Source organism: Sphingomonas sp. LY29, assembly GCF_035593985.1.
Classification (GTDB): Bacteria; Pseudomonadota; Alphaproteobacteria; order Sphingomonadales; family Sphingomonadaceae; genus Sphingomicrobium.
Genome location: NZ_CP141587.1, coordinates 385792 through 397849, shown reverse-complemented (window position 1 = coordinate 397849; position 12058 = coordinate 385792). Strand labels below are relative to the sequence as shown.

The window sequence follows — 12058 nt, the reverse complement described above, 5'->3', positions numbered from 1 at the left end:
ATCGATCGTTGGGACAGTTTTAGATGTGCGGTATTGCCGGCCTGCTGAGCAGCAACGAGATCGACCCGGCGTTGCTTCGTCGGATGGGCGGGTCCATCGCGCACCGCGGACCCGACGACCGCGGCGAATGGATTGACCAATCCGCCGGTATTGGGCTGGCCCATCGCCGATTGTCGATCGTCGATCTATCCCCAATGGGGCATCAACCCATGGCGTCCGACGACGGGCGCTTTTGGCTCAGCTACAACGGCGAAATCTATAATCACCAGGACCTTCGCGCCGAGTTCGAGGCGGCTGGCGCAGCGCCTTCCGGCGGGTGGCGTGGACATTCCGACACCGAAACACTTCTTCAGGGGATTGCGACGTGGGGGCTCGAAGCGACGCTTGGGCGTGCCGTCGGGATGTTCGCGTTCGCGCTGTGGGACTGCAAGGAGCGCAAGCTTCAACTCGTGCGCGACCGCTTTGGCGAGAAGCCACTTTACTACGGCTGGGCCGGGCGTGACTTCGTCTTCGCGTCCGAGTTGAAGGCGATCCGGGTCCATCCCGACTTCGACGCGTCGATCGATCGTCAGGCTCTTCATGACTTTGCAGCGAAAACCTGGATCCCCGCGCCGCGGTCCATCTATCGAACCATCTTCAAGCTCGAGCCCGGCTGCATCCTGACCGCGACCATCGACGTCTGCGGGCAGCGCATCGCGGAACCGCCAGTGGTCGGTGGATCGGGTCCGCTGAGCCTGACCCGATACTGGTCCTATGCAGACGTGATGCGCGATGGGCTGGCCGATCCGATTGCAGAGGAGGATTCGGTCGAGGCACTGGAGCGGGTGCTGGACCAGGCGATCCGCGGGCAAGCCGTGGCGGACGTGCCCGTCGGCGCGTTTCTATCGGGGGGTATCGACAGCTCCGCGGTCGTTGCCATGTACCAGCAATTTTCCGACATCCCGGTCCGCACCTTCACGATCGGTTTCGGTGAAGCCGGGTTCGACGAGGCGGTGTACGCAAAGGAAGTCGCGGCGCACCTCGGCACGGTTCATCACGAACATTATGTCAGCGTCTACGAGGCGCGCGACGTCATTCCCGACCTGTCGCGGATGTATGACGAGCCGTTCGCGGACAGCTCGCAGATTCCGACGTTCCTCGTCAGTCGCTTTGCGAAGGAGCAGGTGACCGTTGCCTTGACCGGGGACGGCGGAGACGAACTGTTCGCAGGCTATAACCGTCACTTCGCGGCCCCCCGACTGTGGAACATGCTCGAGCCGGTGCCGGCCGGTCTCCGCGGATTGGCGGGAAGCGCGCTTGGCAGGCTTCCGTCCGGCGTCTGGAGCAAGGCGGCGAGCCTTGCCGGGCCGTCGCGAACCCCGGCGTTCGGGGCCAAGATCCAGAAGGCGCTTCGGCTGGCGGGATCAGCGCGTAGTCTTGACGACGTGTACGCCAGCTTCCTGGACGAATGGAGCATGGAGCAGTCACCGGTCCTCGGCTCGGCCGCCTCCTTGCCGTTCTCGATGGATTTCGCCGCGAAGGCGCCGGACACGCTTCGCATGATGTACTGCGATGCGGTCAGCTATTTGCCGGACGACATCCTCGCGAAGGTCGACCGCGCCTCGATGGCCGTCAGCCTCGAAACGCGTGTGCCGTTCCTCGATCATCGCGTCGCCGCGGTCGCTGCCCGTATCCCCTTGGTGATGAAGGTGCGGGGAGGGGTGGGCAAGCACGTACTTCGTGAGCTGCTCTACAAGAAAGCGCCGCGACGCCTATTCGACCGCCCGAAAGCAGGATTCGCGATCCCCGTCGGCGAATGGATCAAGGGCCCGCTTCGTCCGTGGGCGGAAGAATTGCTCGATCCCGCACGGATGCGAAGCGAAGGATTTTTCGACAGTGCAATCGTCGAAAGGCGTTGGAAGCAGCATCTCGCCGGCCAGCGCGATTCCACGCAGGCGATCTGGGCGATCCTGATGTTCCAAAGCTGGCTTCGTGATGCTGCGCAAGGCGTGCAGGCAGAAGCCGCCTAGTCGTCGAGATCGAGGAGTTCGCTCGGCGGTCCCATCGCGACGATGCGGCCATTGGCGAGGCGTACGACTTGGTCACAGCTTGCGAGGGTCGAGTGACGGTGCGCGATGACCAGGACGGTCTCGCCATCGGCATTGACGCGATCGAGCGCGGCCATCACCGCGGCTTCTGTTTCTTCGTCCAGAGCGCTGGTTGCTTCGTCGAGGACCAGAACCGGCGCCTGCTTGTAGATCGCGCGCGCCAGGCCGACCCGCTGTCGCTGCCCGCCCGACAGTCGGACGCCATTCTCTCCCACCAGCGTGTCGATGCCGTCAGGGAGAGTGGCAACGAACTTCTTCAACTGCGAGAATTCGACCGCGCGGGCCAATTTGATCGGGTCGATCGGGTGGGAAGGATCGCCCATCGCGATGTTGCGAGCAATGGTCGCATCCGCGAGAAAAATGAATTGCGGGACGTGGGCCACCTGCCGCTGCCATGCGCTGGCGTTGGCGGCGACAAGCGGAACGCCGTCGATGCAGATCGTCCCCGACGACGGTTCGATGAGGCCCATGAAGACGTCGGCAAGGGTACTCTTGCCACTGCCGGTGCGCCCGATGAGGCCGACCCGGGTGCCGCGAGGGATCGTCAGGTCGATATCTTCAAGCGCGGGCTCGGGACGCATCGGATAGGTGAAGCCGACGCGGTCGAAGCGTATGGCGCGCTTGAATATGAGCGGACCGCTTTGGGCTTCTTCCACGGCGACCGGCAGCGCCATCAGCTCGGCGGTACGTTCGATGAGCGACCGGCTGCCTGCCACGGTCGTCCAGCCATAATATAGCGTGTGTGTGAGGGGCATCAGGCGCAATGCGCCAAGCAGGAGCGCGCCGAGCGCGGGTAAGGCGGGATCGATGCTTTGCTGCTGCCCCGCGACGAACAGCGCAATGATCGTGAGTGCCGCCAGTGTCACCGATTCGACGACAAACCGCGGCGCCGCCGAGATGAAGGCGGTACTCGCCCGCGCGCGCATGAGCGGCGCGTCGAAGGCGCGAAACGCCTCGAGATAGGCGGCCTGACTGTGATCGATGATGATGTCCCGGATCGCGCCCAGGCTTTCCTGCACTGCCTGCACCCGGCGCTGATAGGCGATTCCGATCGCGTCGCTGTTCGCGGACAGCCGTCGTCGGATCGACAGCAGCACGACGCCATAGGCAACGATGATGATCGCTGCCGCGAGCGCGACGCTCCGGATGTCGATCAGCCCTAGGGCAATGATCAGCGATAGTCCGACTACGGCCGCCGAAATCGCCATGACGAGTTGAAGGACCACCGTGAACACCAGTTGCTCGACCGTCTCGAGCGCGGCGACGAACTGGCTGCTGTTTCGCGAAATGTGGAAGCTGTACGGCTGGGCGAGCACCCGTTCCTGAATGTCGCAGGCCAGGTCGTGACCGTAGTGATAGGCAAAGCGCTGCGTCGCCCACGAAAGGATCAGCCTCATGCCGGCCGCCGCGATCGATGCCACGACGAACAGGATGGCCGAGAGGCGCATTTTCTCCCCTCGCTGATCGGCCGCGCCCAAGTCGAACAGCCAGTTGAGCCACTCGCCGCCGGAATGATTGGCGTTTGTGAGGATGCCGATCAAAGGGACGACCGCGCCGATCGCGGCCATCTCCGCAAAGGCGGCGACTGGCATCAGCAGCAATAACCAATGAAGCCGGCGGCGATCCTGCGACGAGGCCGCACGATACAGCGATCGCAGCATCGAAACGGGACCGTCGCGGGTCAAATGGTGAATCGCTCCGCCAATGGCGCGAGGCCGGCGTCATGGGTGAGGTCGAGATGGAGCGGCGTTACCGCAATATAGCCGTCGGCAATAGCCTCGAGATCGGTCGAATGGCCGGGCGTCTCGACCATGGGTGCGAGGCCAAACCAAAAGTAAGGATAGCCGCGCGGATCCTTGCGCTCGACGATACGCAGGCGGCCATAGTCGCGAATGCCTTGGCGGCAGACTCGGACACCCTTCACGTCGGCAGGGTCGCCGGCGGGGAAGTTGACGTTGACGAGCGTGCCGGGCGCGAAGGGGGCATCGAGTAACGGAGCGAGCACCTTTGGGGCCCAAGATTCTGCCGTTGCGAAGGGGACCGTGTCGCCCATGCCTTCGCGCGAGTAGGATTGGCTCAGCGCGATCGATCTCACGCCGGCGAGCGCTCCTTCCATCGCGGCGGAAACGGTACCCGAATAGGTCACGTCCTCGCCCAGGTTTGCGCCGCGATTGACGCCTGACAGGATCAAGTCCGGAGGCGTGTTTTTCATGACGTGGGCAAGCGCGAGCATGACTGCATCGGTCGGCGTGCCGCGGACCGCGAAGCGCTTGTCACCGTGGCGGCGAAGTCGAATGGGCGTGGACAGTGTCAGCGAATGACCCGCACCCGACTGTTCCTCCGCCGGAGCGACGACCCACACATCGTCCGACAATTGCGCGGCAATCCGTTCGAGGACGGCAAAGCCGGGAGCGTGGATTCCGTCGTCGTTGGTCAGGAGAATGCGCATCGCCACGCTATGCGCATTGTCGGAGCATCGGACAAGCGCGGTAAATATGCGTCCATTCGGCAACAACCCACAGAAAGTTGCACGAAGACCCGGTCAGTCCTTGTTAAGGAGAAGGGGCTTAACTAATAGCGCGGTGGGGATATCGGCAGACAAGGCCTAAGTGCTTTGAAAGCCAAGTATATTCGCCTCCGGCCGTTACCGGTGGCCCGGTGCGGAGCCGGGTGGCGCTTGTGCCGGGGAGAGTAAGATGGCTACCGCTCTAGTAGACCTTTACGGACTGAACTCCATTCGCTTCGATCAGATGACCTTGCCCGACGGCTATCGGCCTTCGGACGAGGAAGAATTCATGTGCGCTGAACATCGCGCATACTTCCTTCGCAAATTGCGCGACTGGAAGGAATCGATCGTCGAGGAAAGCCGCGCCACCATGGCGCAGCTGCAGATCGATTCGATGCGCGAACCGGACATTGCGGATCGCGCGTCGAGCGAGACCGATTGGTCGATCGAGCTTCGTACCCGCGATCGTCAGCGCAAGTTGATCTCGAAGATCGATGCGGCGGTACGTCGTCTTCACGAGGGCGAATATGGCTATTGCGAAGTGACCGGCGATCCGATTTCGCTGGCGCGGCTCGAAGCTCGGCCGATTGCCACAATGACGCTCGAAGCGCAGGAAAAGCATGAGCGGGTCGAGCGCGTTTCGCGCGACGACTGATCGGATGAGGCGGGACCGGGTGCCGCAGCGCCCGGTCCATCACCCCACAGATGGCCGGCGATCAATGGCCGGTGAGCGCGTCCTTCAGCCGTAATTTCTCTTTCTTCAACTGATGGAGGATGATGTCGTCCGGGTGCGGTCGATGCTCTTCGGCGTCGATCTTTGCGTGAAGCGCGGCGTGCTTTGATGCCAGAGCGTCCACCTGTCCTTTTTCCATCGGTCAATTTCCTTTCGTTGGCTGACACGGATAGTGACTTCAATAAAACATGAAACGGTCGCCATGTCGTCATGCGATTGGCGCCATTCGACCGGGCGAAGGCGCGGTTCGCCGTTGACGCCGGGGCGAGTGACGCCGGTCCGGACCTGGGATAAGACGAAACGATGAACGATGACGACCCGCGAGAAGTACTGGCTTTCCTAAAGGCTGAGCACCGTCGGCTCGACGAGGAAATCGACCTGCTGCGCAATGCGGGAAACTGCGACCAGCTCGAACTTGCTCGATTGAAGAAGCGCAAACTGGTGATGAAGGACGAGATCGAGCAGCTCGCCGACCGGATCGTCCCCGACATCATCGCCTGATCGAGCATGTCCGAAAGCGGGACAGGTGAGCAGGGCAAGGCCGCTCTCGTCCGCTCATGCGTTTCCTCGCCAAGAACAACATGGCAGGATCGACCTCACACATGACCGATTCGACCGATCAACCCACCAGCGGAATCCGCATCACGCCAAGGCTGATCGACGCTCTGTATACCGAGGCGATGGTGCTTGCTGACGAAGCTCGCGCTTATTTCGATGAAGCGGGACGTGAGGAGCGGCAGCAACTTGAGCCCTTCGCGCGGGTCGGCTTCGCCTGCGAGTCGCTGAAGGTCACCACGCGGATCATGCACATCGTGGCGTGGCTGCTGACCCAGCGCGCGGTCGAGACGGGCGAGCTTAACTCGATCGATGGACGTCGGCCCGAACGCCGGCTCGGCAACGCGCAAAGCAGCGATCCTCTGGTGGTCGAGCAATTGCCGCCAGGGGCGCAGGCGCTGATCCATTCCAGCAGTGATCTCTATGCGCGCGTTGCGCGGCTCGACGAGGGGCAACTCGACGATGAGCCGGCGCCGAGTCCTGCTCGCGCACTGATGGGTCGGCTAGAGCGCGACTTGATCTGGAATCGCACCAACTGAGCGCTTAGGGTCGCGCCATGCGATCCTTCACCTATCATCCCGGTCCTCGGTTGCTCGCAGGACCCGGCAGCGCGGCCGATCTTGCCGCTCACCTGCCGGACGGCAATTGCCTGTTTGTCACCGATCGCGGCGTTGCCGATCTTGGCTTGGCCGATCCGATGCGCACCGCGATCGAACAGCGCGGGGGACGGGTCATTCTTTTCGACACCGTCGAGGCCGACCCGTCGCGCAAGACCCTGCTGGACGCGGTCGACTTGGGTGGCCGCCATGACGTCACCCACGTGGTCGGCTTCGGCGGCGGAAGCCCGATGGATGTCGCGAAATTAGCGGCCTATCTCATCGGCTCTGGCGACGACCTCGATTCGATCTGGGGCGTCGGGCTCGCCACCGGAACGCGCCTACCGCTAGCGCTCGTGCCGACGACGGCAGGGACGGGGAGCGAAGCGACTCCGGTCGCGGTCATTACTTGCGAGGGAGATGAGAAGCGGGGCGTGAATTCGCCGGCACTGATCGCCGACTGGGCCGCGCTCGATGCCACGCTCACCGTCGGGATGCCGCGCGGACTGACCGCCGCGACCGGAATCGATGCGATGGTTCATGCAGTTGAGGCTTACACCTCGGTCAAGGCCAAGAACCCGCTTTCGGACGGGTTTTCACGGCAAGCGCTTCGCCTTCTGAACGAGAACCTGATCACCGCCTGTAACGAGCCAGCCAACCTGGAAGCGAGGGCGGCGATGCTGCTGGGCGCGCACTTGGCTGGTCTGGCCTTTGCAAATGCGCCGGTCGCCGGGGTGCATGCGCTGGCTTATCCGTTGGGCGGCATCCATCACATCCCGCACGGCCTGTCGAATGCCCTGATGCTGCGGGTCGTCCTGACGCACAATGCCGAGGCGGCGCGCGAGGAATATGCCGAGCTTGCCGAGATCGTCGCGCCCGAATGTGCCGGGCAGGGCAGCCAGGCGCGTTGCGCCTTGCTGATCGATCGCCTGGAGCAACTTGTCATCGGCAGTGGCCTCTCGCCGCGTCTTCGCGAGCATGGGATTGTTTGGGACGAAATTCCGATGCTGGCGCGCGAGGCCATGAAGCAGCAGCGGTTGCTGGTGAACAATCCGTGCCTGATTGACGAAGCCGACGCCCGCCGATTATACGAGGCGGCGTGGTGAACCGACCGGTCCCGCGCGGGCGCGACCAATATCGCGCGTTTCAGACGATCGCCACTCGCTGGGCAGACAATGACGCCTACGGTCACGTCAACAACACGATCTACTATGCGTGGTTCGACACTGCGGTGAACCAGTGGCTGATCGAGCACGGGCTGCTCGACATTGCCTCCGGCAATCCGATCGGGCTCGTGGTGGAAACGGGATGCAGTTACTTCTCCTCGCTCGCCTATCCGGGCGACGTGGAGATCGGTCTGGCGATCGATCGCCTGGGAACCTCAAGCGTCACCTACCGCTTGGGCGTTTTTGCGGCAGGCGCGGGCGAGCCCGCCGCACAAGGGCACTTCACCCACGTTTACGTCGATCGAGACACTCGCCGGCCCGCAGCAATCCCCGACGTCTGGCGGGCGTCGCTCGCTGCTCTAGCTTAGGCGGCGATCGCTGCCTTCGCGGCTGCGTATTCGCGTTCGAGGCGGCTGACGAGTTCCGCGGTCGGGACCACCTTGTCGACGACTCCGATTCCCTGACCCGACCCCCAGATGTCGCGCCACGCTTTTGCGCCCGTCGACGACTGGAAGTTCATGGCCGCCGCGTCCGCGCCGGGCAGATTGTCGGGATCGAGACCCGCCGCGATAATCGAGCCGCGCAGATAATTGCCGTTGATGCCGGTAAAGAGCGAGGAATTGATGATGTCGCCGGCGCCGCCTTCGCAGATCCCCTGCTTATATTCGTCGGACGCTCTTGCCTCGGTCGTGGCGATGAAGGGCGAGCCGATGTAGGCGAAATCGGCCCCCATCGCTTTGGCAGCAAGGATGGCACCGCCGGTCGCGATCGAGCCCGACAGTGCCAGCGGACCGTCGAACCAGGTGCGAATCTCCTGGATAAGCGCAAAGGGCGACCACTTGCCCGCGTGCCCACCAGCACCGGCCGCGACCGCAATCAGGCCGTCGGCGCCCTTTTCGACCGCTTTCCGCGCGAAGCGATCGTCGATGATGTCGTGGAGCGTGATGCCGCCCCATGAGTGCACCGCGTCGTTCAGCTCCGCCCGCGCGCCGAGCGAGGTGATGACCAGCGGGACCTTCCATTTCTCGCACGTCGCGACGTCTTCTTCGAAGCGGTCGTTCGAACGATGAACGATCTGGTTGACCGCGAACGGCGCCGACGGCGTGTCCGGATTGTCACGATCCCAGGCCGCCAGTTCCTCGGTGATCTGGTGGATCCACTCGTCGAGCTGGCTTTGCGGGCGGGCATTGAGCGCGGGGAAACTGCCGACGATGCCCGCCTTGCACTGCGCGATGACTAGGTCAGGCCCCGACACGATGAAGAGCGGGGCACCGATGACGGGAAGGCGAAGGCGGGAAAAGATGTCGGGCAGGGCCAAGTCTAATTCCTTCGGGAAAGGGGGTCAGTCCAAACGGTGATAATCGCGATACCAAGCGACGAAATTGGGAACGCCTTCGTCAATCGTCGTCGCCGGTTCGAAGCCGTGATCGCGCTGGATGGCGCTGATGTCGGCGAAGGTGTCAGACACATCGCCAGGCTGCATCGGCTGGAAATCGATTTTCGCTTCGCGACCGGTCTCGCGCTGCAGCAATTCGACCACGCGCATCAGGTCTTCGGACCGGTGATTGCCGATATTATAGAGCGCGTGCGGTCCGGTGCTTCCGCCCGCCTTTTCGCTGCCGTCATCGGCCGGGGGACCGTCGAGGCAGGCAATGATCCCGCGAACGATGTCGTCGACGTAAGTGAAGTCGCGGCGCATCTTTCCCGCGTTGAATAGGCGCAGCGGCTCACCAGCGTAGAGCGCTTTGGTGAAGAGCCACATCGCCATGTCAGGGCGGCCCCACGGGCCATAGACGGTGAAAAAGCGGAGCCCCGTCAACGGCGTCCGGAAAAGGTTTGCGTAGGATTCGCTCATCAACTCGTCAGCGCGCTTGCTCGCGGCGTAGAGCGAAAGCGGGTGATCGGTGCGATCCTCAACCCGGAACGGCAGCGTGTCGTTGCCGCCGTACACCGACGACGACGACGCATAGACCATGTGCTTGGGCTGCCGCGCACGGGCGAGCTCAAGCATGTTGAGGTGGCCGAGCAGGTTCGAGCGGACATAGGCGTGGGGCTTGTCGATCGAGTGGCGGACACCCGCTTGCGCGCCCAAATGTACGATGCGATCGAAGTCGTGGCGAGCAGCGAATGTATTCAGGTCGTCGATCTCGGCGAAGTCGATCGCTTCGAAGGTGAAGCGGTCGCCGCCCTCGTCCTGCAGGCGCGCGAGCCGCGCGTGCTTCAGCGTGACGTCGTAATAGTCGTTGAGGTTGTCGATGCCGATCACGGTTTCGCCGCGGGCAAGCAGCGCACGGGCAGTCGTCGATCCGATGAATCCGGCCACGCCGGTAACTAAGATGGTCATGGGTGTGCTGCCTAGCGGAGCCGGCGCGCGGGCGCGAGGGGGTTTGCACCATCGCGCGGAAGGGTAGAGTGACGCCACTTGGCAAGGAGCAAGCGACGATGACCGAGGCCCTCTATCCCGTCCCCAAGGAGTGGGCCAAATCGGCGCTGATCGACGCGAAACGCTATGGCGAGATGTACGCGCAATCGATCGCCGATCCTGACGCTTTCTGGCGGACGGAGGCGCAGCGGATCGAGTGGATTAGACCCTTCTCGACTGTCAGCGAGTCCAGCTTTGCGGAAGCGGACTTCGGCATCAGGTGGTTCGCCGACGGCACGCTGAACCTAAGCGTGAATTGCCTCGACCGCCATGTCGCCGAACGCGGCGACGCGCCCGCGATCGTCTGGGAAGCCGACGACCCCGCCGAGCCGGGCCGTTCGATCAGCTATTCCGAGCTGTTGGCCACGACCTGCCGCTTTGCCAATGCGATGAAGGCGCTTGGCGTCGGGCGCGGCGACCGCGTGACGATCTACCTCCCTATGGTTCCCGAGGCGGCCGTGGCGATGCTCGCCTGCGCGCGGGTGGGCGCGATCCATTCTATCGTCTTCGCCGGCTTCTCGCCCGAAGCGCTGGCCGGCCGGATTCGCGATTGCGACAGTCGGCTGGTTATTACCGCCGACGAAGGCAAGCGCGGGGGGAAGTCGATCCCGCTCAAGGCAAATGTCGACGAGGCGCTCACCCAGTGTCCGGCCGTAGACCATGTCATCGTCCTCGAGCGAACCGGCGCTCCCGTCGCGATGCTTGAGGGCCGCGACGTCGCCTGGACGGACGCCATTCGGGGAATGGAAGATATTTGCCCGCCGGAGGAGATGAGCGCGGAAGATCCGCTCTTCATCCTCTACACCTCCGGATCGACGGGAAAGCCGAAGGGCGTGCTGCACTCGACCGGTGGCTATGCCGTGTGGACGTCGATGACCCATGAATATGTTTTCGATTATCGGCCCGGACAGATTTACTGGTGTGCCGCCGACATCGGTTGGGTCACCGGGCACAGCTACGTCGTCTACGGACCGCTCGCGAACGGAGCGACGACGCTCATGTTCGAAGGGGTGCCGAATTGGCCCGACGCCAGTCGCTTCTGGCAGGTCGTCGACAAATATCAGGTCGAAATCTTTTATGCCGCCCCGACCGCGTTGCGGGCTTTGATGCGCGAGGGGGACGAGCCGGTGACGCGGACGTCGCGTGCTTCGTTACGCCTGCTGGGGACCGTAGGCGAACCGATAAACCCCGAAGCTTGGGGATGGTATCACCGCGTTGTCGGGGAAGGGCGCTGCCCGATCGTCGACACCTGGTGGCAGACCGAAACCGGCGGCGCGATGATCACGCCCTTGCCAGGCGCGACCGCGTTGAAACCGGGAAGCGCGACCCTGCCGATGTTTGGCGTTGCGCCGGTCCTGCTCGACCGTGGCGGCAAGGAGATCGCCGGCGCGGGCGAAGGCTCGCTGGCCATCGCGCGGAGCTGGCCGGGGCAGATGCGAACGGTGTGGGGCGATCACGATCGCTTCTTTCAGACCTATTTCTCCGCCTATCCCGGCTATTATTTTACCGGTGACGGCTGCCGACGCGACGACGATGGATATTATTGGATCACCGGCCGGATCGACGACGTCATCAACGTGTCGGGGCATCGCATGGGCACCGCGGAGGTCGAAAGCGCGCTCGTTGCTCATCAGGCGGTTGCCGAGGCCGCGGTCGTCGGCATGCCGCACGACATCAAGGGGCAGGGGATCTACGCCTACGTTACCGTGAATACAGAGGTGACGCCCGACGAAGCGCTGCGGGCGGAATTGACCCAGTGGGTGCGCAAGGAGATCGGCCCGATAGCGACCCCGGACGTGTTGCAGTTCGCGCCGTCGCTCCCGAAGACCCGGTCGGGAAAGATCATGCGTCGAATCTTGCGAAAGATCGCCGAGGGGGACGTGTCGACGCTCGGGGATACATCGACCTTGGCCGACCCGTCGGTGGTCGATCAACTCATCGCGGGACGGCCGCCGGTCGCCTAAGGCGGCTTGCCGACGCAACCTTATGGCCC

At 63.5% G+C, this 12058-nt stretch carries 12 protein-coding genes; 7 read left to right on the top strand and 5 right to left on the bottom strand.

Annotation, left to right across the window (positions count from 1 at the left end; all coding sequences use genetic code 11):
* The first annotated feature begins 23 nt into the window (after positions 1–23).
* The gene (gene asnB, locus SH584_RS01995) at positions 24–2009 is read left to right on the top strand and encodes an asparagine synthase (glutamine-hydrolyzing) (protein ID WP_324808134.1); all 1986 of its coding nucleotides are present in this window, start codon (positions 24–26) and stop codon (positions 2007–2009) included.
* Here the strand turns inward: asnB and SH584_RS01990 are convergent.
* Positions 2006–3748, bottom strand: coding sequence for an ABC transporter ATP-binding protein (locus tag SH584_RS01990; RefSeq protein WP_324808132.1), 1743 nt, complete (start codon positions 3746–3748; stop codon positions 2006–2008). The two genes, asnB and SH584_RS01990, sit on opposite strands and share 4 nt — an antisense overlap.
* A 20-nt stretch (positions 3749–3768) precedes the next feature.
* A complete protein-coding gene (surE, locus tag SH584_RS01985) occupies positions 3769–4536 on the bottom strand; it encodes a 5'/3'-nucleotidase SurE (protein ID WP_324808130.1) in 768 nt (255 codons plus the stop codon).
* Between the two features lie 247 nt (positions 4537–4783).
* Between surE and dksA the strand changes: the two genes are divergently transcribed.
* The gene (gene dksA / locus SH584_RS01980; RefSeq protein WP_416385141.1) at positions 4784–5248 is read left to right on the top strand and encodes an RNA polymerase-binding protein DksA; all 465 of its coding nucleotides are present in this window, start codon (positions 4784–4786) and stop codon (positions 5246–5248) included.
* A 61-nt stretch (positions 5249–5309) separates the two neighbouring features.
* Here the strand turns inward: dksA and SH584_RS01975 are convergent, their stop codons facing one another.
* A complete protein-coding gene (locus SH584_RS01975; RefSeq protein ID WP_322840430.1) occupies positions 5310–5465 on the bottom strand; it encodes a YdcH family protein in 156 nt (51 codons plus the stop codon).
* Between the two features lie 164 nt (positions 5466–5629).
* On the opposite strand from SH584_RS01975, the gene SH584_RS01970 reads away from it, so the two are divergent.
* The 4 genes from SH584_RS01970 to SH584_RS01955 all read left to right on the top strand — a co-directional run bounded on the left by SH584_RS01970 (position 5630) and on the right by SH584_RS01955 (position 8011).
* Positions 5630–5827 (top strand): YdcH family protein, encoded by a 198-nt coding sequence (locus SH584_RS01970; RefSeq protein WP_322840431.1) that lies wholly within the window; start codon positions 5630–5632, stop codon positions 5825–5827.
* A 101-nt stretch (positions 5828–5928) separates the two neighbouring features.
* Positions 5929–6420 (top strand): DUF1465 family protein, encoded by a 492-nt coding sequence (locus tag SH584_RS01965; RefSeq protein ID WP_324808127.1) that lies wholly within the window; start codon positions 5929–5931, stop codon positions 6418–6420.
* Positions 6421–6437: 17 nt separating this feature from the next.
* Positions 6438–7583, top strand: coding sequence for an iron-containing alcohol dehydrogenase (locus SH584_RS01960; protein ID WP_324808125.1), 1146 nt, complete (start codon positions 6438–6440; stop codon positions 7581–7583).
* Entirely contained in the window at positions 7580–8011 is a 432-nt protein-coding gene (locus tag SH584_RS01955) for an acyl-CoA thioesterase (RefSeq protein ID WP_322840434.1), read from the top strand. The genes SH584_RS01960 and SH584_RS01955 overlap by 4 nt, the downstream gene beginning before the upstream one ends.
* Here the strand turns inward: SH584_RS01955 and SH584_RS01950 are convergent.
* A complete protein-coding gene (locus SH584_RS01950; RefSeq protein ID WP_322840435.1) occupies positions 8008–8961 on the bottom strand; it encodes an NAD(P)H-dependent flavin oxidoreductase in 954 nt (317 codons plus the stop codon). The genes SH584_RS01955 and SH584_RS01950 overlap by 4 nt on opposite strands.
* A gap of 24 nt (positions 8962–8985) precedes the next feature.
* Positions 8986–9987: an NAD-dependent epimerase/dehydratase family protein gene (locus SH584_RS01945; protein ID WP_324808122.1), complete on the bottom strand. Its 1002-nt coding sequence runs from the start codon at positions 9985–9987 to the stop codon at positions 8986–8988.
* Between the two features lie 98 nt (positions 9988–10085).
* Here SH584_RS01945 and acs point away from each other — a divergent pair, with 98 nt between their 5' ends.
* Positions 10086–12029 (top strand): acetate--CoA ligase, encoded by a 1944-nt coding sequence (gene acs / locus SH584_RS01940; protein WP_324808120.1) that lies wholly within the window; start codon positions 10086–10088, stop codon positions 12027–12029.
* Positions 12030–12058 lie beyond the last annotated feature (29 nt).